The organism is Polaromonas eurypsychrophila, assembly GCF_014641715.1.
In the GTDB taxonomy this organism is placed as follows: domain Bacteria; phylum Pseudomonadota; class Gammaproteobacteria; order Burkholderiales; family Burkholderiaceae_C; genus Polaromonas; species Polaromonas eurypsychrophila.
Genome location: NZ_BMIG01000014.1, coordinates 83,254 through 106,088 on the forward strand (window position 1 = coordinate 83,254; position 22,835 = coordinate 106,088).

Below are 22,835 nucleotides of genomic sequence, written 5' to 3' on the forward strand. Positions count from 1 at the left end.
CCGTTCGACGGAGTTGTCTCTTGACCATTGCCACACAAAAAATATTCCGCATACGCCGCGAATACAACGCCTGGGTCGCTGACGAGTCCATCGAGGACTACGCGCTGCGTTACACCTCACGCAGCTTTCGCAAGTGGTCGGAATGGCGCGTGGGCAACACCGCTTTTGGTGCGGTGTCTTTCCTCGCGCTGGAAGCGATAGGCGGCGCGATTGCGCTGAACTACGGCTTCACCAATGCGCTGTGGGCCATCATCGTGGTGGGCCTGATCACCTTTTTCACTGGCCTGCCCATCAGTTATTACGCGGCGCGTTACGGCGTCGACATGGATTTGCTGACACGCGGCGCCGGTTTCGGCTACCTTGGCTCGACCATCACCTCGCTGATCTACGCGAGTTTCACTTTCATCTTTTTCGCGCTGGAGGCGGCCATCATGGCGCTGGCGCTGCAGATGTACCTGGACATCCCGATTGCCTGGTGTTACGTGATCAGCGCCATCGTGATCGTGCCCATGGTGGTGCGCGGCATCACGCTGATCTCTCGGCTGCAGTTGTGGACGCAGCCGCTGTGGGGCGTGTTGCTGTTGTTGCCCTACCTGGCGGTGCTCTGGAAGAACCCGCAGGCCTTCTCCGACTTTACTGGCTTGGCCGGTCGCAGCTCGGGCAGCAGCGAGTTCGATCCGCTCATGTTTGGTGCGGCGGCCACCGTGGCCTTCTCGCTGGTGGTCCAGGTCGGCGAGCAGGTGGACTTCTTGCGTTTCCTGCCCGAAAAAACCTCCGCCAACCGCAAACGCTGGTGGGCGGCGGTACTGATGGCCGGGCCCGGCTGGATCATCCTGGGCATGCTCAAGATGCTGGGTGGCGCCTTCCTGGCCTTCCTCGTGCTGCAGCATGAGCTGCCGGTGTCCAGGGCGGTGGAGCCGACGCAGATGTACCTGGCCGGCTTTTCCTACGTGTTCACCGACCCGGCCTGGGTGCTGGCCGCCACCGTGGTTTTTGTGGTGGTGTCGCAGCTCAAGATCAACCTGACCAACGCCTATGCCGGCTCGCTGGCCTGGTCCAACTTTTTTGCGCGGCTGACCCACAGCCACCCGGGCCGCGTGGTCTGGCTGGTGTTCAACGTCACGATTGCGCTGCTGCTGATGACACTGGGCGTATTCTCGGCACTTGAAAAAGTGCTGGGCCTGTATGGCAACGTGGCGATTGCCTGGGTCGGTGCACTGGTGGCCGACCTGGTCATCAACAAGCCGCTGGGCCTGAGCCCCAAGGGCATCGAGTTCAAGCGCGCGCACCTCTACGACATCAATCCGGTTGGCCTGGGCTCCATGCTACTGGCGGCCGTGGTGTCCGTGGTGGCCTACACCGGCGCGCTGGGGCCGCGCGCCGAGGCCTTTTCACCCTTCATCGCGTTGGGCATGGCGCTGCTGCTGTCGCCGCTTTTGGCCTGGCTGACCCAAGGCCGTTACTACATCGCACGGCAGCCCGAGCCCATGGGCGTGCCGGGCCAGATGGTGCGTTGTCACGTCTGCGAAAACGCTTTCGAGGCGGAGGACATGGCCAGTTGCCCGGCCTACGGCGCGCCCATTTGTTCGTTGTGCTGCACGCTGGAGTCGCGCTGCCACGACCGCTGCAAGATACGTTCGCGCGCGGCCGAGCAGGCCGAGCAGTTTTTGCACACCTTGCTGCCAAGCGCGCTGTCGAGCCGGGTCAACTTCCGGGTCGGGCATTACATGGTGGTCACCTTGTCGCTGTGCGCGCTGCTCGCCACGGTGATGGGCATGGTCTACACGCAGGAAACCGCCTTGCCGCTGTCTCCCGACCCCCAGGCCATGCTGCAGTCTGCCTTTGTGAAGGTGTTTGCCATGCTGCTGCTGATTGTTGCGGTGTGCAGCTGGTGGGTAGTGCTGGGCAGCGAAAGCCGGCGCATGGCGCAGGACGAATCAAACCGGCAGAACCAGTTGCTGTCGCGCGAGATCGAGGCGCACCAGCGCACCGACCAGGCGCTGCAGACGGCCAAGGAACTTGCCGAGTCGGCGAACCAGGCCAAGACACGGTACGTGGCCGGCATGACCCATGAGCTGCGCACGCCGCTCAACAGCATCCTGGGTTATTCGCAGATCCTGCTCAAAAGCGAGGCACTCGCCAACATGCCGCGCGAAGCGGTGCAGACCATACAGCGCAGCGGCGAACATCTGCTGCAACTGGTCGACGGCCTGCTGGACCTGGCGCGCATCGAGGCCGGGCGGCTGCGGCTTGAGCCGATTCCCGTGCCGCTGCCGGATTTCCTCGAGGGCCTGGTCAGCATGGTGCGGCCCCAGGCCGAGGCAAAAGGTGTGGACTTTTTCTACACCCACAGCGGCCGCATGCCGGCCTGGGTGCAGGCTGATGCAAAGCGCCTGCGCCAGATCATCATCAACCTGCTGAGCAATGCGGTGCGTTTCACCGACACCGGCAGCGTGACCCTGCATGTCGACTGCCGGCGTGAGGTGATCCGCTTCGAGGTGGTGGACACCGGCATCGGTATTGCGCCGCAGGACCAGCAGCGCATCTTTCTGCCCTTCGAGCGCGGCGCTGCCGGCCGGCGCCGCGGCGACCCCGGCACCGGTCTGGGCCTGACCATTACCGGCCTGCTGACCGCGCTGATGGGCGGCGATCTGTCCTTGCAAAGCGAGCCCGACAAGGGCAGCACCTTCGGGGTGCGGCTGTACCTGCGCGAGATCGATGACCCCGGCCAGCTGGCTGACCCGCCGCACCAGATCGCCGGTTTTTTCGGCAAGCGCCGCACCCTGCTGGTGGTCGATGATCAGCCGGTGCAGCGCCAGATGCTTGCCGGCATGCTGACGCCTCTCGGTTTTGAGGTCAAGGAAGCGGCCAGCGGCCTGGAATGCATCGACAGCCTGAAGGACAGTCTGCCCGACGCCATCCTGCTCGACATCAGCATGGACGACATGGACGGCTGGCAGACTGCCACCCAGATACGCCGCCAGGGCTATGAAGACGTGCCGATCATTGTGGTGTCGGCCAATGTGTTTGAAAACCAGGCTTCCCGGTTGAAGGCCGCCGGTTGTCAGGCCTTTGTCGGCAAGCCGGTGCTCGAGTCGGAGCTGATGAACGCATTGCAGCGCCACATGGGCCTGGCATGGGTGACCTCCGTGGTATCGCCGGTGCTGATGGCTGCCACGGTGTCCGCCAACGACACGCAGCAGTTGCCGGAAGAAGCCCGTGCCGGCCTGATCCGGCTGGTGCACCTGGGCCATGTGCATGGCCTGCACCGCCTGCTGGACCGCATCACGGCAGAGGATCCGGCACTTGCCGCGAACTGCAACCGGCTGCGCTCCTATGTCAGCCGCTGCGAACTCGAACTGCTGCTCGACCACCTGACGGAGGGCGATGATGCCTGAACGGATGGAACACGCCGACGCCCAGCGCCCCGTTGTGCTGGTGGTCGATGACGCGCCCAGCAGCCTGGGCATGCTCTGCGACACGCTCGAAGGCGAGGGTTATACCGTGCTGGTGGCGCGCGACGGCGATGCCGCCCTTCTGCGCCTGGAACTGGTGGCGCCCGACGCCATCCTGCTCGACGCCGTCATGCCTGGCCTGTCGGGTTTTGACACTTGCCGGCTGATCAAGGCGAATCCGGCGCTGGCGCACATCCCGGTGATTTTCATGACCGGCCTGTCGGAAACGCCACATGTGCTGGAAGGTTTTTCCTGCGGCGGCGTCGACTATGTGGTCAAACCGCTGCGCGCGCAGGAGGTGGCGGCGCGCCTGCACACCCACACCCGCAACGCGCGCATGACGCGGCTGGCGCGCGAGGCAGTGGACGTGGCTGGCTTCGGCGTGTTGCTGGTCGATGCGCGCGGCCGGGTCGCATGGCGCTCGCCGCAGGCCGAGCTCTGGCTGCAAACCATGGACGGCGTCGCGGAAGAAGGGCGCCTGCCCGACCCGATCTACGCCGCGCTGGACGGTGGCACCGGCCAGGGGTTCCTGAGTCTCACGGGTGTGCATCTGTCGGTGCGCAACATGGGCCGCGTCGGCATGGGCGAGACCATGCTGCTGCTGGAGCAGCGCAGCGCCAACGCCGCCGCGCCCTCGCGCCTGGCCGACGCTGCGCTGACGCCGCGTGAAACCGAGGTCTTGTCCTGGCTGGCCAAGGGCAAGACCAACCGCGATATCGGCGACATTCTTGGCATGAGCCACCGGACCGTGAACAAGCACCTGGAGCATGTTTTTGAAAAACTCGGTGTCGAGACCCGGGCCGCCGCCGCCGCACTGGCGACGGGCCACGTGTTTTAAGCTCGGGCCTGTTTTTTTTTGACTTTGCGAAGCCTCATTTGCCTGATTTTCCGGTTTTATAGGATAAATCGGGCTGCAGCCCTTGACCGGTAAGCGCTGTCAGCTATCAAAATTGTAGCGTCTGGCCAGCACTTGCAGCTTGCCTACAATCTAGGCAACCTGAGGAATCTCCCGACATGAGCATCAAAAGCGACAAATGGATACGCCGCATGGCCGAGAGCACCGGCATGATCGAGCCCTTCGAGCCCGGCCAGATTCGTGAGAGCGAAGGCAGGAAGATCATCAGCTACGGCACCAGTAGCTACGGCTACGACATCCGCTGCGCGCCCGAGTTCAAGGTCTTCACCAACATCCACAGCACGGTGGTGGACCCGAAAAACTTCGACGAAAAGAGTTTTGTCGACTTTCACGGCGACAGTTGCATCATCCCGCCCAACAGCTTCGCGCTGGCCCGCACTCTCGAGTACTTCCGCATCCCGCGCAACGTGCTGACCATCTGCCTGGGCAAAAGCACCTACGCCCGCTGCGGCATCATCGTCAACGTCACGCCCTTCGAGCCCGAGTGGGAAGGCTACGTCACGCTGGAGTTTTCCAACACCACGCCGCTCCCCGCCAAGATTTACGCTGGCGAGGGTTGCGCGCAGGTGCTGTTCTTTGAAAGCGACAAGGATGATGTCTGTGAGGTGAGTTACAAGGACCGTGGCGGCAAGTACCAGGGGCAGGTAGGGGTGACGCTGCCCAAGGCCTGACGCTGTCCGGTGCGTTGGCATCGTGGCGGACGGCAGCCTTGCGCGTTCGATTCCTACGCGCGCAGGGCTTTTTGGCGGATGACACGAATCTGGCCGGTCTCCATAATCAGGGAATGTCAGGCAGGGTTGCGTTCAAGGTGAACACTGTGTTGCCGGCATCACCCAAGGAGTTCGCCATGACTGCCGTTGCCACATCCTCCGCTTTAGAGCGTATCGCTGCCAGTCCTTATGGCGCACACACCGGTTTGTGGGAAGCCGCTGTGGTCAATCCATGCCGTTATTGGCCCTGCGAGTTGCTGTCGGCCTTCATCCTGCAGATGGCGACCCAGGGTTGCTGCATCAACGAATCCATGATGCTTGGTAGCCGTTTCTATGCGATGGAAAAGCTGACCCATGCGCACGCCCTGGATGACGCCCTGCTGCGGGAACTCGCGGTCCGGATGTTTTCCTACTTCGATAACGAGCCTGTACACGCCGTGTTTGTACTGGTCGGGCGTCCCTGGGCGCATTGACTTCATGATCCCCAAAAAAAAGCTGACCCAGGTCAGCTTTTTTTGATGGCGGCCGGCATGGGCCCTGACCTACTTGACCAGCAGCACCGGAATGTCGGCATCCGTCACCACACGTTGCGCCACACTGCCCATGACAGCGCGGCCGAGCAGGCCGTGACCGTGTGTGCCCATGACGATCAGGTGCACCTTTTCGCGCTTGGCTGCACGCAGGATTTCAGCTGTGGGCGCACCCACAACCGCCAATGTTTTGAATGCCATTTTGTGGCGCTTCAGAAAGCGCTCGATGGCGGCCAGCACCTTTTGTGATTCCTCTGCATGGTAGGCCGCGACTTCGGCGGAGCCCAGCATGGACTTGACGCGTCCCGGCACCGGTGTCTGCACATTGAGCACGACCACTTCGCCGTCGGGACCCGCCAGGCTTTCGTGGGTAACAAGAAAAGCCAGCGCTTTTTTGGTGTATTGGCTGCCGTCGGCGGCGAACAGTATTTTCATGAGGTCTCCTTGATGTGAAAGTATCAGCGTAACACCAGCACCGGCACGCTGCTGTGCGTGAGGACATGTTGGGTTTCGCTGCCCAACAGCAGTCGTTTGATGCCCTTGCGTCCATGCGAGGCCATGACGATCAGGTCGCACCTGTGTTTCCTGGCTGCGGCCATGATGGCCTCGGCCACAAAATCGGAGCGCGTGATCGCGGTTTTGACTTTGACACCAGCGGTCTGTGCGGTTTTTTCCACGGCGTTCACGATGGCTTGGCCGTCCTCGGCCCACTTTTTCTCGATCCGGCCGACATCCTCACTGGAGATGGATACGCCGCCTTCGAAATAGCTAATGGGGTAACGCGGGACCACGTTGAGCGCCACCAGACTGGCGCCTGTAGCCGCCGCGAGGTCAATCGCGCTGCGTACGGCTTTTTTCGAAAGGGCGGAACCGTCGGTGGTGACAAGAATGCGCTGGTACATGTCTGACTCCTTGTGAACTGATCCAGCCCCGAGCTTAAGCCCGCTCGCCTGGCCTGTGTTGATCCATGTCAAGTGCGCGCATGCTTGCGCTGGTTAGCCTTGGGCATGTCCACTGTCCTTGCTTTTCCAGATGCCGAGAAGGCCGCCGCATGGGCCGGGGGGACAGATCGGCGGGAGGCGCTCGACGACCCTGCCGAATGGACAGGCTTCAGCCGCCCCGTGGTTGGACGGGATGGCTGGTGGGAGTCCTACCTGTCGATCACGGGCATGTATTGCGCGGCCTGCTCGCTCACGGTGGAGCAGGCGCTGTGCGAATTGCCCGGCGTGAGCGGCGTTCAGGTCAATGGCGCCACGGCCACCGCGCGCCTGCTGTGGCAGGCCGGCGTCAGCCGCCCCTCGGCCTGGCTGGATTCCCTGCAGCGTGCTGGTTATGAAGCCCTGCCTGCCGGCGACGTGTTGGCGGCCGCGCCGCGCCTGCAGGCTCAGCGGGTGTTGTTCTGGCGCTGGCTGGTGGCCGGATTTTGCATGATGCAGGTGATGATGTATGCGACGCCGGCCTATGTCGCCGCAGCCGGTGAGATCTCGCCGGACATGCAGGCGCTTCTGCGCTGGGCCTCCTGGGTGCTGACCTTGCCGGTGATCGTGTTTTCCTGCATGCCGTTTTTCTCATCGGCATGGCGTGACCTTCGCCACCGGCGCATCGGCATGGACGTGCCGGTGGCGTTGGGCATCCTGATCGCATTCGGTGCCAGTTCAGCCGCCACCTTCGATCCCGTGTCGCGCTGGGGTGCGGAGGTCTGGTACGACTCAGTCACCATGTTTGTTTTTTTCCTGCTGTCGGGCCGGCTGCTGGAGCAGCGCTTGCGAGATCGTACCGCCGGCTCGCTGGAAGCGCTGATGCGCAGGCTGCCTGCCAGCGTGGAGCGGCAAGGGGCCGATGGCCGCTTCGAACGCGTCGCGGTGCGGCGTCTGCTCGCCGGTGACCTGATCCGTGTGCTGCCGGGGGACGTGATCCCGGCCGACGGGCAGGTGACGGACGGTGAAAGTCGCGTCGATGAAGCCTTGCTGACCGGCGAGTCCACACCGCTCTTGCGCGCGGCGGGCAGCGCCGTGATTGCCGGCAGCCACAATCTCAGCGGGATGTTGTTGCTACGGGTCGGCAGTGCCGGACCCGATACGCAGTATGCCGCGATGGTGGCCTTGATGGAGCAGGCCTCGGTGCAGAAGCCCGGCATGGCGCAGATCGCCGACCGTATCGCCAGCCCTTTTCTGCTGGGGGTGCTGCTGGCCAGCGCAGTGGCGGTGGTTTGGTGGTGGCCGGTCGATCCGGCGCACGCCATCAGTGTGGCAGTGGCGATACTGATCGTCACCTGCCCCTGTGCGTTGTCGCTGGCGACACCGGCCGCTACCCTGGCGGCTGCCGGCGCTCTGGCACGCCGTGGCGTGATGGTGCGCCGCCTGCAGGCATTTGAAGCCTGCGCGGCTGTGGACACGGTGGTGTTCGATAAAACCGGCACGCTGACCGATGACCGTATGAAAGTGGTGCGAGTGTTTGCGCCTGCCGGCGTGGACAGCACCGTTATGGGAATGCTGGCGGCGGCGCTGGCCCGGCAGTCGCTACATCCGCTGTCGCGCGCGATCGCGGACAGCTATGCCGCAGGCGAAGTTCTGGTCACTGAGGTGGAGGAGGTGGCTGGGCGCGGTGTGCGGGGCAGGGTCTGCCTGGCTGACGGTGGTGCACCGCGAATCCTGTTTCTCGGTTCTGCGGCGTTCTGCGGTTTTCCCGATGCCGCGCGGCAGTCCGGCGGACCGCAGGTGCATCTGGCGGATGCGCAACAGTGGCTGGCCAGCTTCGAGCTTGACGAGGGACTGCGGCCGGACGCGGCGGACGCCGCCCGCGCACTGTTTGCGCAGGGTTGCCAGGTCGAATTGTTGTCGGGCGATCAGCAGGGCGCGGTCACACGCCTGGGCGCGCGCGCGGGCATCGAACACTGCTTCGGCGGCCATTCTCCGCAAGACAAGCTGACCCATGTACGGCGGCTGCAGCAGGCCGGCCTACACGTGCTGATGGTCGGCGACGGCATGAACGATGGGCCGGTGCTGGCCTGTGCCGATGTGTCGATTGCCATCGGACAGGCCGTTCCGCTGGCGCAGGCAAAGTCAGACTTCGTGGTGCTGGGCGGCCAGCTGTCGGCGGTGCCCGCACTGCTGGCACTGGCGCGCCGCACCCGCAGAGTCGTGCGACAGAATCTGGCTTGGGCGGCGTTGTACAACGCCGTGTGTATCCCGCTGGCCGTGACTGGCCTGATGCCGCCGTGGCTGGCCGGCCTCGGCATGGCCGGCAGCTCGCTGCTGGTGGTGCTCAATTCTGCGCGCCTGTCCCGCGCGCGTACGGGAGAATGAATGGACATCCTGTTTCTGCTGATTCCTTTTTCAGTCCTGCTGGCGCTGCTGATTCTGGTCGCGCTTGGCTGGGCGGTGTGGCGCGGCCAGTTTGAGTCGCTGGAGCCCGAAGGCGAACGCATTCTGCATTCGGATTGACTTGCATCAAGTAGCCAGCTCTCTGCGGCACAGACACTCGAAGCGTCAATAAAAGGTGCTTCATGAACGATCAAATAATTCCAGCGACCCTGTACCACGATACCGCCGTGCGGCAATTTGCCTTGATGTCGGTGGTGTGGGGGGTGGTCGGCATGCTGGTCGGCGTCATCATCGCCTCGCAGCTGGCCTGGCCCGAACTCAACTTTGGTATTTCATGGCTCAGCTACGGCCGGTTGCGGCCGCTGCACACCAACGCGGTGATTTTTGCCTTCGGCGGCTGTGCGCTGATGGCCACCAGCCTGCATGTGGTGCAGCGCACTTGCCAGGTGCGGCTGTTCGCACCCAAGCTGGCGTCGTTTGTGTTCTGGGGCTGGCAGGCGGTCATTGTGGCCGCTGCCATCAGCCTGCCGCTGGGTTATACATCCGGCAAGGAATATGCCGAACTCGAGTGGCCGATCGACATCCTGATCACGCTGGTGTGGGTGGCTTACGCCATTGTTTTTTTTGGCACCATCGGCACCCGCAAGGTGCGCCACATTTACGTGGCTAACTGGTTCTACGCCTCGTTCATCATCGCGGTGGCGCTGCTCCACATTGTCAACAGCGCGGCGATTCCCGCCGGCTGGATGAAAAGCTACTCCGCGTATGCCGGCGTGCAGGACGCCATGGTCCAGTGGTGGTACGGGCACAATGCCGTCGGCTTTCTGCTGACCGCAGGTTTTCTCGGGATGATGTACTACTACATCCCCAAGCAGGCTGGCCGCCCGGTGTATTCCTACCGCTTGTCCATCGTCCACTTCTGGGCGCTGATTTTCACCTACATGTGGGCCGGCCCCCACCATCTGCACTACACCGCGCTGCCGGACTGGACCCAGTCCATCGGCATGGTGTTCTCGCTGATTCTGCTGGCGCCCAGCTGGGGCGGCATGATCAACGGCGTCATGACGCTGTCGGGCGCCTGGCACAAGCTGCGCACCGACCCCATCCTGCGTTTCCTGATTGTTGCCCTGTCCTTCTACGGCATGGCCACCTTCGAGGGTCCGATGATGTCGATCAAGACTGTCAACGCGTTGAGCCACTACACCGACTGGACCGTAGGTCATGTGCATGCGGGCGCGCTGGGCTGGGTCGGGCTGATCACCATGGGCTCGCTGTATTACCTGATCCCGCGCATGTACGGTCGCACCACCATGTACAGCATCCCGGCCATCGAGTTCCATTTCTGGATGTCCACCATCGGCATCGTGTTGTACATCGCCGCCATGTGGATTGCCGGCGTGATGCAGGGCCTGATGTGGCGCGCGGTCAATGCCGACGGCACGCTGACCTACACCTTTGTCGAAAGCGTGAAAGCCACCTACCCCTATTACGTTGTGCGCCTGCTGGGCGGCGTGCTGTACCTGGGCGGCATGCTGGTGATGGCCTGGAATGTATGGATGACGGTGCTCTCCGGCAAGAAAGCCGATGCACCGATTCCCCTGATGACCGCTGTCGCCGCCTGAGGATAAAAACATGAGCTCCAACACCCCGAAAACAAAAACCGGCTTCTCGCACGAGAAGATCGAAACCAACAACCTGTTGATGATCGTGCTGATCCTGCTGGTGATCGCCGTCGGTGGCCTTGTCGAAATCGTTCCGCTGTTTTTTCAGAAGTCCACCACCCAGCCGATCACCGGCATGTTGCCGCCGACCTCGCTGCAGGTGCTGGGGCGCGACATCTATGTGCGGGAAGGTTGCTACAACTGCCACTCGCAGATGATCCGGCCGTTTCGCGCCGAGACGCTGCGTTATGGCCACTACTCGGTGGCCGGTGAGTTTGTTTACGACCATCCCTTTCAGTGGGGCAGCAAACGCACGGGCCCGGACCTGCACCGCGTCGGCGGCAAATACAGTGACGAGTGGCATCGCCTGCACCTAGTCAACCCGCGCGACCTGGTGCCCGAGTCCAACATGCCCGCCTACCCCTGGCTGGAAAAGGCGCCTTTGAGCGGTGCTGAAGCGGCCACGCACATGCGCGCGCTGCGCAAGGTGGGTGTGCCCTTCACCGACGAACAGATCGCCGCAGCGCCGGCCGACATCAAGGGCAAGACCGAGATGGATGCGCTGGTCGCCTATCTGCAATCGCTCGGCCTCGCGCTGAAATAGGGAGCTGGACATGGACATCACCACCTTGCGCATCGCGGCCACACTGGTCTCGTTCTTCACCTTCATCGGCATCCTCGTCTGGGCATATTCGCGCCGCAACGCGCCCGGCTTCGATGAAGCCGCCCGCATGCCTTTCGAACAGGATTGAGAAGACACCATGAGCGATTTTTTTAATGACTTCTGGTCGTACTACGTGGCAGTGCTGTCGCTGGCCAGCATCCTGGCCTGCGGTTTGCTACTGTGGCTGACGGCGCGCGTGCGTGCCACGCCGAGCGCCGACAACACCACCGGCCATGTCTGGGACGAAGACCTGCGCGAAGCCAACAACCCGATGCCACGCTGGTGGATGGGCCTGTTCGTACTCACCATTGTGTTCGGGTTGGGCTACCTGGTGGCCTACCCCGGTCTGGGCAGCTACCAGGGTGAACTCGGCTGGAGCACAGACGGCGAATATGCCAAGGACATGGCCGCCGCCAATCGCGAGCTCGAACCCGTTTACGCCGCCTACACGGCATTGCCGGCTGACAAGGTGGCAGCCGATCCTCAAGCCATGGCCATCGGCGAGCGCTTGTTCCTGAACAACTGCGCGCAGTGCCACGGCTCTGACGGCCGCGGCAGCAAGGGTTTTCCGAACCTGGCCGACAGCGACTGGCTATATGGTGGTTCGCCGGAAAAAATCAGCGAGACCATCCACAAGGGCCGCATCGGCGTGATGCCGCCCATGGCCGCCGCCGTGGGCACGCCCGACGATGTCAAAAACCTCGCCAACTATGTGCTGAGCCTGTCGGGCAGCCCGCATGACTCGTTGCGCGCCGGTCTGGGCAAAAGCAAGTTCAGCGCCTGCGCTTCTTGCCACGGCGTCACCGGCGCCGGCAACCCCGAGCTGGGCGCACCCAACCTGAGCGACAAGGTGTGGCTGCATGGTTACGGCCAGGAAGCCATCATCGCCATGATCAACACCGGCAAGACCAACCAGATGCCGGCGCAGCAGGGTCGGCTCACCGATGCGCAGATTCATGTGCTGGCCGCCTACGTCTGGGGCTTGCCGGCCCGGCAGGCGCTGGCCCGCTGACCCAAGCACGACGGCCTCCATGCCCAACCCTGTGCCGCGCCCGCGCAAGATCATTCCCATCGCCGTGGCCCCGGCCGAGGGGGAGGCCGGCAGCGCGCTCTACGCGGCGCATCGCAAGATTTACCCGCGCTCCATCCAGGGCCTGTTTGCACGCTGGCGCTGGGCCATGGTGTTTCTGACACAGCTGGTGTTTTACGGCCTGCCGTGGCTGGAGTGGGGCCAGCGCCAATCGGTGTTGTTTGATCTGGCCGCGCGGCGCTTCTATATTTTCGGTCTGGTGCTGTACCCGCAGGACCTGATTTACCTGACCGGCCTGCTGGTGGTGTCGGCGTTGTCGCTGTTCCTGTTCACCGCAGTCGCTGGCCGCCTGTGGTGCGGTTATGCCTGCCCGCAGACGGTGTACACCGAAATCTTCATGTGGGTCGAGCAGAAGATCGAGGGCAACCGGGTGGCGCGCATGCGGCTTGATGGCGAGACTTTCTCGGCCAAGAAGTTGGTCAAAAAATGGTTCAAGCACATTGTCTGGCTGGGCATCGCGCTGTGGACCGGCTTTACCTTTGTCGGCTACTTCTCGCCGATCCGGGAGCTCGGCATGGAATTCCTGCAGACAGGCATGAACTCCTGGGAGGTGTTCTGGGTGGTTTTTTACGGTCTGGCCACCTACGGCAATGCCGGTTTCATGCGCGAGCAGGTCTGCAAGTACATGTGCCCCTACGCACGTTTCCAGGGCGCGATGTTTGACCGCGACACATTGATCGTCAGTTACGACACGGCGCGCGGCGAACCGCGCGGTGTGCATGCCAAAGGCAGCGATGCGCGGGCGCAGGGCCTGGGCGACTGCATAAATTGCGGCCTGTGTGTGCAGGTCTGTCCCACCGGCATCGACATTCGGGATGGGCTGCAGTATGAGTGCATTGGTTGCGGCCTGTGTATTGACGCCTGTGACACCGTGATGGACCGCATGGCCACGCCGCGCGGTCTGGTGCGTTACGCCACACAAAACAGCATGGCTGCGCGCTGGACGCCGGCGCAGGTGCTGCGCCGTGTGTTGCGGCCGCGAGTGCTCCTTTACACCGGGGTGCTGGCCATCCTGTGTATCGGCCTGTTGGGCAGCCTGGTGGTGCGTACGCCGCTCAAGGTCGATGTGGTGCGTGATCGCGCCTCGCTGGCCCGTATTGCCGAGGGCGGACAGCTTGAGAACGTCTATCGCCTGCAGATCATGAACGCGACCGAGCAGACCCAGCGCTACAGCCTGAGCGCCGGCGGCCTGGCCGGACTTATGGTGTTGCCGACGGAGCCGGTAGAGGTGGCGCCTGCCCAGTCGCGCTGGGTGGCCGTGCGCCTGCAAGTGCCTTACGGCAGCGCGGCAGCGGGCTCGCACGCTGTTCATATCGACGTTCGCTCGGCAGACGGGCGCGCGCAGGTGTCTGAAAAAGCGGCTTTTTTGGTGCCGCGATAACACTTCTGGAGACGAGATGACGACCCCAAAATCAATGGCAGACAGCGCGCCCGACAGCGGGCCCTGGTGGAAATATCCGCTGGTCTGGATGGTGATCGCCGGGCCGGCGATTGTGGTGGTGGCCGGCTTTGCCACCCTGTGGCTGGCGATACGCATGCCCGATCCGGTGGTGGCCGGCGACTACTACCGGCGCGGCATTGAGATCAACCAGACCCTGGCCAGGGACAAGTCGCTGGCACCGGCCCAGCAAGGCCGCAACCACGCGGCCACGCCGGCGCCTGCCGGGGCGCGTTAGCCAACGTCTGCTGCACTAAAAAGAGGAGACTGCCATGCAAAGTCACAAAATCATGGCCATCGTGTGGCCCGCTTTTCTAGCGGCCTGTCTGCTCGAACTGCTGGTGTTCGCTCTGGTGGACCCGCAGGATGTGCATATTCCCGGCCCCTCCGGTTGGTCGCGCCAGGCGGTGTACACCGCCGCCTTCTTCGTGTTCTGGGGGGTGTGCATGGCTTCCAGCGCCCTGACAGCGCTGCTCGGTCCGCCGTCCGCACAGCCTGACAAACATCCGTCGCGCTAAGGTCACTGCATGCCTTAGCCTGGCGGCTGTGAATATGTGCTATTTAATTGATAGCTGCCAAACTAAACTTGATATGGGCTGAAAGCATTTTTTATTGAAAACGCAGGCTGCGCTGCTCCTGCAGCAATGCGCGCTGCCGCACGGACGCGAGCCGTCCTGCTGGCTGTAAGATGCCCGCACCTCAGTTGAAGATCGTGCCGTGCCTAATTCCCCCCTTGCCCATGCCGACCATGCCGCCGCCTTGCAGCGCTCCGGGGCACTTGCGCTTGCGGGGATGGCGGCGCTGACGCTGCTGGGCGCGCTGGCGCTGGTTGCGGGTTGGCGTTCAACGGCGGCCTTGGTGACGCTGCTGGTGCTGGCGGCGGCCACTGCGGTACTGGCGTTTGACCACGCGTGCCGCGAAGTGGTGCAGCGCCGCGCAAGCGGACGCGCTCTGTCCGGCGCGGCGGCCAGACTGGCCGGACTGCTTGATTCGGCGATGGACGCCATCATCACGGTGGATACCGAGCAGCGCATCGTGCTCTACAACCGCGCGGCCGAGAAAATTTTCGGCTGGCCCAGTGACCAGACGCTGGGCGAGCGCCTGGACAAGCTGATGCCGGAGCGATTTCGTGGCGGGCATGCCGCGCATGTCCGGCGTTTTGCCACCACCGGCACCACCTCCCGCCGCATGGGCGACGGCACCGTGCTTTACGGCCTGCGTGCCGGTGGTGAGGAGTTCCCGATGGAGGCATCAATTTCCCAGCTCGACACCGCCGACGGCAAGCTGTTCACGGTGATCCTGCGCGACGTCACCGAGCGCGCGCGCGCGCGCGAGGAACTCAGCGCCTTTGCCTCCGAAGCGCATGCCATCCTTGAAGGCGAGAAAACCCGTATCGCCCGCGAATTGCACGACGAGCTGGCGCAATCACTGACGGCGCTGAAGATGGACACCATCTGGGTGCGTGACAACTTTCCGGCCGATGCGCAGGCGGCCGCTGCCAAGCTCGCCGCCATGCTGGGCATGCTGGACGCGACCGTGGCAGCCACCCGGCGTATTGCCTCCGACCTGCGGCCATTGATGCTGGACGACCTCGGCCTGGTGCCGGCCGTCGAGTGGCTGGTGCAGAACTTCGGGCAGCGCACCGGGGTGGCCTGCATGCTCGAGGTGGACGAGGAGGTGGAATTACATGAACCCTACGCGACCGCAGTGTTCCGCATCGTGCAGGAATCGCTGGCCAATGTGGCCAAACATGCGGCCGCGTCCGAGGTCCAGGTCCGCATAGACCGTGTCCCCGGCAGCGTCGTGCTGCAGGTGCGCGACAACGGTCGGGGCTTTCTGACGAACACGCCGCGCAAACCGTATTCCCTCGGCCTGATGGGCTTGCGCGAACGCACGCAACTGCTCAAGGGAAGCATCGTTATCGACAGCCAGCCGGGACAGGGGACATGCATCGATGTGCGCATTCCGGTGGCAGAAAAAGGGGCCGCCTCTTGATCCGCATCGTGATTGCCGATGACCATGCCATCGTCCGCGAAGGCCTCAAGCGCATTGTTTCTTCCATTGATGGGATGGTTGTGGCCGGTGAGGCCGCCGACGGCAATGAGGTCATGCAGCGTGTGCGCGAACTGGAGTTCGAGGTGTTGATGCTGGATTTGTCCATGCCCGGTCGCAGCGGCATGGAGCTGATCAAGCTGGTACGCGCAGAAAAACCGAAATTGCGCATCCTGGTCCTGAGCATGCACCAGGAACTTCAGTACGCGGTGCGCGCCATCAAGTCAGGCGCCAGTGGTTACCTGACCAAGGAAAGCGCGCCCGCGCAGCTTGAGCAGGCTTTGCGCAAGATCGCGGCAGGCGGCGCTTTCATCAGCACAGAGGTGGCCGAGCAACTGGCCCTGGGGGCGATGCCGGGCGGCGAAGTGTCCCCACAGGAAAGCCTGTCCAACCGCGAATTCGAGGTGTTCCGGCTGCTGGTGGACGGCACGACCGTGACCGATATCGCCGGGCGGCTCAACCTGTCGGTGAAGACGGTAAGCACGCACAAGGCCAACCTGATGCAGAAAATCGGGGTAAGCAACCAGAGCGAACTCATACGTTATGCACTCAGGCACGGTCTGACCGACCTGCTATGACCCCTCGCTCCTGGGCCAACTCCTAGGACAATTCCTAGGACAACCCGGCCCTCACCGAGGAAATTTTCGGACGCCGGGCTGCGGATTCCCGGCCGCCACCTATGGCTGTACGGCGCGCATGCGGCGACAGTCGATGCATGACCCAGTCAGTCCCTCACACCCTCAAGGTGTTCCACGCCGACGACTCGCCCCTGATGCGCGAGCGCGTGGCCGGCATGCTGGAAAGCGTCGCGATGGCGGTGGTGGGCCATGCCGAAACGCCGCAATACGCGATCGAGGGCATTCTGGCCCTGCATCCGGACGTGGTGGTTCTGGATGTGCAACTGGACGGCGGTTCCGGCCTGCAGGTTCTGCGCGCAGTGCGCCATGTCGCGCCGGACATTGCCTTTGTGGTTTTCAGCAATCACTCGGATCCAGCCTACCGCAAGCGTTATCTGGACGAGGGCGCACAGGCCTTTCTCGACAAAAGCACGGAATTCGATCAGCTCGCAAGGGTCGTGACCCAGGCGTGCCCAGTCATCACGCATTGACAGCCGGAACAGCCAGGAGAAAAACCATGTCCACCGCCACACTCGAAGCCAGCCGCCCAAGCACCCGGATTTTTGCCCGGCACGCTGGTTCCGCCAGCACCATCCCCGCGCCCCTGGTTACGCACTGCTCCAAGTGCCATCTACGGGACTTGTGCTTGCCCTGCGGCATGACCGGGGGGGATGTGGAGCGGCTGGACAGCCTGATGTTTGGCCGGCGCAAGGTCGCTGCGGGGCAAACCCTGTACCGCGAGGGTGACCGTTTCCAGTTCATCTATGCGGTGCGCAGCGGAACCTTCAAGTCCAGCCTGATGCTGGCCGATGGTCGTGAGCAGGTCGGCGGGTTTTATATGGCCGGCGAGCTGATGGGGCTGGATGGCGTGGCGCATGGCACCCATGCCAGCAGCACCATCGCGCTGGAAGATGCCGAGATCTGCTCCATCCCTTACACCCACTTCACCGAAATGGCTGCCAGCAATTCGGGCATGCAGCATGTTGTCAGCCGCCTCATGAGCCGCGAGATCGTGCGTGAGCACAGCCTGATGGTGCTGCTGGGCAGCATGAATGCAGAAGAGCGCCTGGCTGCATTTCTGCTGAACCTCTCGCAACGCCTGAAAGCGCGCGGTTATTCAGCCAGCGAATTCCATCTGCGGATGACTCGCGCCGAGATCGGTAGCTACCTCGGCATGACGCTGGAAACCGTGAGCCGCACCTTCTCGGCCTTTCAGCAGCAGCGATTGCTGGAGGTCGACAAGCGGCATATCCGCATCATTGACCTTGACGGCCTGAACCGCTTCTTCACAAGCCGCGTGCAGTGACCGCTCTGCCCGTGCCTGGCTTCTTGACCGTGACTTCGTCGTTTGAATGGGACTGGCTGGATCCCCGTAAAACCGTCAACCTGAGCGAACTGTCCCTAGCCAGCGGCATGAGCACGGCTGAACTCGGTGAACTCGTGGACTATGGCGCGCTGACCCCGTTGGATTCACCGCAGCCGGAGCAGGTTTTCAGTGCGGAATGCGCGCGACCCCTGAGCCGGGCCTGCAAGCTGCGTGTGGATTTCCATCTGGACATCTTCACCGTCGTGCTGCTACTGGGCTACCTGATCCGCATCGAGGTTCTGGAACAGCAGGCGCACGCCCGGCTTCCGATCCATTTTGGAGGGGGTGCTGGGGTGGAGCTTGCCTAAGCCTCGATGATCACTTTCAGCGCCCTGGTTTCAGCGGCTTTGCCGAAGGTGTCGTAGGCCTGAAGAATCTCCTGCAGCTTGAATCGGTGGGTGATCAGTTGCGCTGCGTCGATCTGCCGGGACTGCACCGTTTTGAGCAGCATGGGCGTTGAGACCGTGTCAACCAGTCCGGTGGTGATGGTGATGTTGTGGGACCATAGCTTTTCGAGATGCAGGTCGGCTTTCACCCCATGGACGCCGACGTTGGCGACGGTGCCGCCTGGCGCAACGATGGTGGTGCAGAGCTCAAAGGTGGCAGGTATGCCGACAGCCTCAATGGCGGTGTCCACTCCCCGGCCACCGGTCAGTTGCATGACCTTGTCGGCCGCCTTGCCGTTGGCACTGTTGATGGTCGCGGTCGCGCCAAAGCGTTTGCCAACGGCAAGCCGGTTGTCGTCCAGATCTATCATGATGATCTCCGACGGCGAGTAAAGCTGTGCGGTCAGCAAGGCTGCCAGGCCGATCGGGCCGGAGCCGACAATGGCCACGGTGGAGCCAGGCTGGACTTTGCCATTGAGCACACCACACTCGAAACCGGTTGGAAGGATGTCGCTCAACATCACTAGCGCTTCCTCGTCGGCGCCGGGCGGGATCGGGTACAGGCTGGTGTCGGCATGGGGAATCCGCACAAACTCGGCTTGCGTGCCGTCGATGCTGTTGCCCAGAATCCAGCCGCCGGTCGTGCAATGGGAGTACATGCCTTTGCGGCAATATTCACAGCGGCCGCACGCCGTGATGCAGGAGATGAGGACCCTGTCCCCCGGCTTGAAGCTGGTGACGCCGGTGCCCACCGAATCGACGATGCCCACGCCTTCGTGGCCCAGCACGGTCCCGGGTTGGCAGGTCGGAACATCGCCTTTGAGGATGTGGAGGTCGGTGCCGCAGATGGTCGTTCGGGTCACCTTGATGACGGCGTCGGTTGGCGTTTGCAGAACCGGTTTCTGGCGGTCTTCAAGATTTTTTTGACCGGGGCCGTTGTAGACGAGGGCTTGCATGAGGGGTCCTTTGGTGAGCAGCCGGTATGGCGATGATCCAAGTTATGCGCACGGGGCGCGTACGTCTGTTCGTTTGCGTACGCATCGGCATGGCGGGGTGAATGCCGGGTCTTGCCTTGGGAGGTTCACCATTATTCTGATGGGGTTACAGGCAGCGTCTGCATGAAGATCTTTCACGACAGGGTTTTTGATGATCTTTGTCAAATTGTCCGGCCCGCGGCCAGCCCGCGCTTGATCCACATCAAACATCCATGAGCACGGACGCGGCACAGTCAGGCATCACCATGAGAAACCTGCCATGATCCCCGCAATACCCGCCGTGTTGCCCGCGCTGCTGCAACGATTCGACATTCCCGGACCGCGCTACACGTCCTACCCGACCGCCGACCGTTTTGTCGAGGCCTTCAACGCGGTCGACTACGGCCAGGCGCTTGTTCAGCGGAAGACGGGAGTCAGCACGCCGCTGTCGCTGTATGTGCACATCCCGTTTTGTGAATCGCTGTGTTATTACTGCGCTTGCAACAAGATCATCACCAGACACCACAGCCGTTCGGCCGGCTACCTTCGTTACCTGAGCCGTGAAATGGACCTGCACACGCAGCAACTGGGGCAGGGCCAGACTGTCACGCAACTGCACCTGGGTGGCGGCACGCCCACTTTTTTGTCGGACGACGAGCTCAGGGAACTCATGGCCATGTTGCGGCGCAGCTTCACGCTGGCGCCGGGCGGGGAGTATTCCATTGAGGTCGATCCGCGCACTGTGGACGCGGCCCGCCTGCGCACACTGGCCCAACTCGGCTTCAACCGGCTGAGTTTTGGTGTGCAGGATTTCGATGCCGATGTGCAGAAGGCTGTACATCGCATTCAGCCCTTCGAACAGGTCAGCGCGTTGATGGCGCAGGCGCGCGAACTAGACTTTGATTCCCTCAACATGGACCTGATTTATGGCCTGCCGCGGCAGTCGCCCGAATCGTTTGCACGCACGCTGGAGCAGGTCCTGCAATTGCGGCCTGACCGGATTGCGCTGTATGCCTATGCCCACCTGCCCGAGCGCTTCAAACCGCAGCGGCGCATTCATTCGGCCGACCTGCCAGGCGCTGCGGCCAAGGTGGCAATGCTGGCGCAGTCGCTGGCCGCTTTCAGGGACGCGGGGTACGTCTATATCGGTATGGACCATTTCGCGCTGCCGCACGACGCTCTTGCCGTCGCCAAGCGCCAGGGCCGGCTGCACCGCAACTTCCAGGGGTACAGCACCCAGCCCGACTGTGACCTGATCGGGCTCGGTGTGTCGGCCATCGGCCGAATAGGGGCGACCTACAGTCAGAACGCCAAGACCATGGAGGAGTACTGCGACCACCTGGGCCAGGGGCGCCTGCCAGTGGTGCGTGGTCTGGCGCTCAACCGCGACGACCTGGCACGCCGGGCTGTGATCATGGCGCTGATGTGCAAGGGGCAGGTGATTTTCGAATCGATAGAGCAGGCATGGCTGCTGGATTTCCGCAGTTATTTTGCGACGGAGCTGGAGCAGTTGCGCGACATGGCAGACGCCGGCTTGTTGCTGCTCGACGAGTCAGGTATTGAGGTGACGGCGCAGGGCTGGTTTTTTGTGCGCGCGGTGGCCATGGTGTTTGATCGCTACCTGCAGGCCGACCGCCACCGGGCAAAGTTCTCCCGGATCATCTAGGCCATGGCCTGCTCACACTATTTATGCAAGATGCGTTGCGAGTCAAAAAGGTCATGCGCGAGGCGCAAAATGCATCCGGGCGGGCGCCCGGCAAGGCTTTGCAACACTGCGCATGGCCTTTTTTGGCCGCAACTCGTAGGGAACGTGGTTAAAACAGCGCCACTCGTTGTTGCACTCCTAGCCCAGCCGCCCAGGCTGGGCGTCGTCGCGCGCCTAGATTGGCACTGTTTTAACCACGTTCGCACTTGCATACATAGTGTGAACATGCCCTCATGTCCACAACACTCGCCCTGACCGCGCTGCTTATGGGCTTGGCTGGCGGTCCACATTGCGCCGCGATGTGTGGCGCAGCCTGCGCTGGCATTTCACGCATGGGCCCGCGCCAGGGATCGGCATCTTCGTCACGCGCGCTCTGGAGTTTCCAGGCGGGACGACTGGTGGGGTACTCCCTGGCAGGAGGGGCAGCGGCGCTGGCGGTGCAGAGCCTGGCCTGGCTCACGGCCAACACCGTGGCACTGCGGCCGGTCTGGACGCTGTTTCACCTGCTTGTGCTTCTCTGGGGGCTGATGCTGCTGGCCCAGGCCCGGCAGCCGGTCTGGGCCGCCAACGCCGGCCGTGCGGTCTGGTCTCGGCTGCGACCGCTGGCCACGGCACGGGGTGGCACTTTCGCTACCGGTGCGTTATGGACCTTCATGCCCTGCGGTCTGCTGTACTCGGCGCTGTTGGTGGCTTCGCTCAGTGGCGGACCGCTGGCCGGTGCCTTGTCCATGGCGCTGTTCGCCGCCGGCAGCAGCGTGTCGCTGATGCTGGTGCCCTGGCTGTATGACAAGTTGCAGGATCGCGGCAACCGGCTGCGCCAGGACTGGGGCACACGCGCGGCCGGTGGGCTGCTGGTGCTTGCGGCGGCCTGGGCGCTGTGGGCGGACGCCTTCCACCGCTTTGCCGAATGGTGCGGACTGACCTGAAGCAGCCATACCCGCACGGGCTTGAGTTCATTGTCCCGCGTCGGCCCGCAACGCGGTGCGCGCCGCAGCCAGGTCCCAGCCGGCCCAGCCGCAGCTTTTGAACAGCACGGGGCCGGCGGGTCGGGCCAGCTCGCCGCGCATCACATCGGCGAGCGTGGCAAAGCGGCCCACGTCCAGTTCGGCCTGCATCAAGTCGCCGGCTTCGTGCAGCGCGTTGGCCGTGTCTACAAACACCGTGCCGGTCTCCGCAATATGACGGCACAGCACGGAGCCGAGTTCCACCATGGTGGGTGTGAAAGCGCCGACCGCAGCGATAAAGCCGTCCCCACGCGGCAGGGTCTCCAGCACCACGGCGGCAGCCGGTGTGCAGGTCACCGCCAGCGGGCACTCGGCCAGCGCGGCGTTGGCGTTCTGCGTGACCTGCGCGCGCAGGCCCAGCGTTTGCGCATGTGCAGCGAGCGCCTGCGCGCTGGCGGGGCTGCGCGAGGCGATCACCACATCGGTGACACCCAGGCCTTCGGCAAACGCCTCCAGGTGCGCCAGACCCTGCACGCCCGCGCCGACGATCAGCAGCGGGCCATGCGGGTTGGGCGCGAGCCGCTGCGCGGCGAGCAGCGACACCGCAGCCGTGCGCCTGGCGGTGACGGTGGGGCCGTCCAGCACCAGCCAGCGCGCGCCACTGGCAACGTCAAACACCACCACGTCGCCCTGGATGGTCGCGCGCGGCGTGCCCGCATTGGCCGGTGTGAAGGTGATGAGTTTGGTGATGGCCACCCGGCCGTCCATGGCCGGCATGACAAACAGGCTGCCACCGCTGGCCAGCGGCTGCACCAGCCGCTCTGGCACCTGCACCGAGTCATCGCCCAGCAGTCTCACAATTTCTGCGACCAGCGCAGGGTAAGGCAGGCGGGCCGCGGTTTGCCGGGCGTCCAGCAGGGGGGATGCGTCTTTCATGCCCGGATGTTAAGCCGGAAGGTGCAGAGGACCAGGCGACCAGGCGATTTTCTCCTACAGCGCCACGC

24 protein-coding genes are annotated in these 22,835 nt (G+C 63.4%); 20 read left to right on the top strand and 4 right to left on the bottom strand.

Going from position 1 to position 22,835, the window contains the following annotated elements; translation table 11 throughout:
- Nucleotides 1-20 precede the first annotated feature (20 nt).
- From IEX16_RS16445 to IEX16_RS16460, 4 genes are all read left to right on the top strand, one after another.
- Nucleotides 21-3,398: a hybrid sensor histidine kinase/response regulator gene (locus tag IEX16_RS16445; protein ID WP_188709576.1), complete on the top strand. Its 3,378-nt coding sequence runs from the start codon at nucleotides 21-23 to the stop codon at nucleotides 3,396-3,398.
- Nucleotides 3,388-4,293 (top strand): response regulator transcription factor, encoded by a 906-nt coding sequence (locus IEX16_RS16450; RefSeq protein ID WP_229676396.1) that lies wholly within the window; start codon nucleotides 3,388-3,390, stop codon nucleotides 4,291-4,293. Before IEX16_RS16445 ends, IEX16_RS16450 begins: the two co-directional genes overlap by 11 nt.
- A gap of 176 nt (nucleotides 4,294-4,469) precedes the next feature.
- Complete coding sequence (dcd, locus tag IEX16_RS16455) at nucleotides 4,470-5,042, top strand: dCTP deaminase (RefSeq protein WP_188709577.1); 573 nt, start codon at nucleotides 4,470-4,472, stop codon at nucleotides 5,040-5,042.
- Between the two features lie 176 nt (nucleotides 5,043-5,218).
- Nucleotides 5,219-5,554, top strand: coding sequence for a hypothetical protein (locus IEX16_RS16460; RefSeq protein ID WP_188709578.1), 336 nt, complete (start codon nucleotides 5,219-5,221; stop codon nucleotides 5,552-5,554).
- A 69-nt stretch (nucleotides 5,555-5,623) separates the two neighbouring features.
- Here IEX16_RS16460 and IEX16_RS16465 read toward each other — a convergent pair whose 3' ends face one another.
- Nucleotides 5,624-6,046 carry a universal stress protein gene (locus IEX16_RS16465; RefSeq protein WP_188709579.1) on the bottom strand — a complete coding sequence of 141 codons (423 nt, stop codon included), beginning with the start codon at nucleotides 6,044-6,046 and terminating at the stop codon, nucleotides 5,624-5,626.
- Between the two features lie 23 nt (nucleotides 6,047-6,069).
- Complete coding sequence (locus IEX16_RS16470) at nucleotides 6,070-6,513, bottom strand: universal stress protein (protein WP_188709580.1); 444 nt, start codon at nucleotides 6,511-6,513, stop codon at nucleotides 6,070-6,072.
- Nucleotides 6,514-6,618: 105 nt separating this feature from the next.
- Between IEX16_RS16470 and IEX16_RS16475 the strand changes: the two genes are divergently transcribed.
- The 14 genes from IEX16_RS16475 (at nucleotide 6,619) to IEX16_RS16540 (ending at nucleotide 18,130) form a co-directional block, all read left to right on the top strand.
- Entirely contained in the window at nucleotides 6,619-8,916 is a 2,298-nt protein-coding gene (locus IEX16_RS16475) for a heavy metal translocating P-type ATPase (RefSeq protein WP_188709581.1), read from the top strand.
- A complete protein-coding gene (gene ccoS / locus IEX16_RS16480; protein WP_188709582.1) occupies nucleotides 8,917-9,054 on the top strand; it encodes a cbb3-type cytochrome oxidase assembly protein CcoS in 138 nt (45 codons plus the stop codon).
- 62 nt (nucleotides 9,055-9,116) lie between these two features.
- Entirely contained in the window at nucleotides 9,117-10,556 is a 1,440-nt protein-coding gene (ccoN, locus tag IEX16_RS16485) for a cytochrome-c oxidase, cbb3-type subunit I (protein WP_188709583.1), read from the top strand.
- Nucleotides 10,557-10,566: 10 nt separating this feature from the next.
- On the top strand, nucleotides 10,567-11,199 hold the full coding sequence (gene ccoO / locus IEX16_RS16490; RefSeq protein WP_188709584.1) for a cytochrome-c oxidase, cbb3-type subunit II: 633 nt from the start codon (nucleotides 10,567-10,569) through the stop codon (nucleotides 11,197-11,199).
- A gap of 10 nt (nucleotides 11,200-11,209) precedes the next feature.
- Nucleotides 11,210-11,347, top strand: a complete 138-nt coding sequence (locus IEX16_RS16495) for a cbb3-type cytochrome oxidase subunit 3 (RefSeq protein WP_188709585.1) — start codon at nucleotides 11,210-11,212, stop codon at nucleotides 11,345-11,347.
- A gap of 9 nt (nucleotides 11,348-11,356) precedes the next feature.
- Complete coding sequence (ccoP, locus tag IEX16_RS16500) at nucleotides 11,357-12,271, top strand: cytochrome-c oxidase, cbb3-type subunit III (RefSeq protein ID WP_188709586.1); 915 nt, start codon at nucleotides 11,357-11,359, stop codon at nucleotides 12,269-12,271.
- Between the two features lie 19 nt (nucleotides 12,272-12,290).
- Entirely contained in the window at nucleotides 12,291-13,730 is a 1,440-nt protein-coding gene (ccoG, locus tag IEX16_RS16505) for a cytochrome c oxidase accessory protein CcoG (RefSeq protein WP_188709587.1), read from the top strand.
- Between the two features lie 16 nt (nucleotides 13,731-13,746).
- The gene (locus tag IEX16_RS16510) at nucleotides 13,747-14,025 is read left to right on the top strand and encodes a FixH family protein (protein ID WP_188709588.1); all 279 of its coding nucleotides are present in this window, start codon (nucleotides 13,747-13,749) and stop codon (nucleotides 14,023-14,025) included.
- A 34-nt stretch (nucleotides 14,026-14,059) separates the two neighbouring features.
- Nucleotides 14,060-14,305 carry a hypothetical protein gene (locus IEX16_RS16515; RefSeq protein WP_188709589.1) on the top strand — a complete coding sequence of 82 codons (246 nt, stop codon included), beginning with the start codon at nucleotides 14,060-14,062 and terminating at the stop codon, nucleotides 14,303-14,305.
- A gap of 199 nt (nucleotides 14,306-14,504) precedes the next feature.
- Nucleotides 14,505-15,782 (top strand): PAS domain-containing sensor histidine kinase, encoded by a 1,278-nt coding sequence (locus tag IEX16_RS16520; protein WP_229676397.1) that lies wholly within the window; start codon nucleotides 14,505-14,507, stop codon nucleotides 15,780-15,782.
- On the top strand, nucleotides 15,779-16,417 hold the full coding sequence (locus tag IEX16_RS16525; RefSeq protein ID WP_188709590.1) for a response regulator: 639 nt from the start codon (nucleotides 15,779-15,781) through the stop codon (nucleotides 16,415-16,417). Before IEX16_RS16520 ends, IEX16_RS16525 begins: the two co-directional genes overlap by 4 nt.
- Nucleotides 16,418-16,554: 137 nt before the next feature.
- On the top strand, nucleotides 16,555-16,947 hold the full coding sequence (locus IEX16_RS16530) for a response regulator (RefSeq protein ID WP_188709591.1): 393 nt from the start codon (nucleotides 16,555-16,557) through the stop codon (nucleotides 16,945-16,947).
- 26 nt (nucleotides 16,948-16,973) lie between these two features.
- A complete protein-coding gene (locus tag IEX16_RS16535) occupies nucleotides 16,974-17,762 on the top strand; it encodes a helix-turn-helix domain-containing protein (RefSeq protein WP_188709592.1) in 789 nt (262 codons plus the stop codon).
- Nucleotides 17,759-18,130: a chaperone modulator CbpM gene (locus IEX16_RS16540; RefSeq protein ID WP_188709593.1), complete on the top strand. Its 372-nt coding sequence runs from the start codon at nucleotides 17,759-17,761 to the stop codon at nucleotides 18,128-18,130. Before IEX16_RS16535 ends, IEX16_RS16540 begins: the two co-directional genes overlap by 4 nt.
- Here IEX16_RS16540 and IEX16_RS16545 read toward each other — a convergent pair.
- Nucleotides 18,127-19,164 (bottom strand): zinc-dependent alcohol dehydrogenase family protein, encoded by a 1,038-nt coding sequence (locus IEX16_RS16545; protein WP_188709594.1) that lies wholly within the window; start codon nucleotides 19,162-19,164, stop codon nucleotides 18,127-18,129. The genes IEX16_RS16540 and IEX16_RS16545 overlap by 4 nt on opposite strands.
- 310 nt (nucleotides 19,165-19,474) lie before the next feature.
- On the opposite strand from IEX16_RS16545, the gene hemN reads away from it, so the two are divergent.
- A complete protein-coding gene (gene hemN, locus IEX16_RS16550; RefSeq protein WP_188709618.1) occupies nucleotides 19,475-20,848 on the top strand; it encodes an oxygen-independent coproporphyrinogen III oxidase in 1,374 nt (457 codons plus the stop codon).
- A gap of 272 nt (nucleotides 20,849-21,120) precedes the next feature.
- Nucleotides 21,121-21,813 (top strand): sulfite exporter TauE/SafE family protein, encoded by a 693-nt coding sequence (locus IEX16_RS16555; RefSeq protein WP_188709595.1) that lies wholly within the window; start codon nucleotides 21,121-21,123, stop codon nucleotides 21,811-21,813.
- Between the two features lie 27 nt (nucleotides 21,814-21,840).
- Here the strand turns inward: IEX16_RS16555 and IEX16_RS16560 are convergent, their stop codons facing one another.
- Nucleotides 21,841-22,767 (bottom strand): delta(1)-pyrroline-2-carboxylate reductase family protein, encoded by a 927-nt coding sequence (locus IEX16_RS16560; RefSeq protein ID WP_188709596.1) that lies wholly within the window; start codon nucleotides 22,765-22,767, stop codon nucleotides 21,841-21,843.
- Nucleotides 22,768-22,835 lie beyond the last annotated feature (68 nt).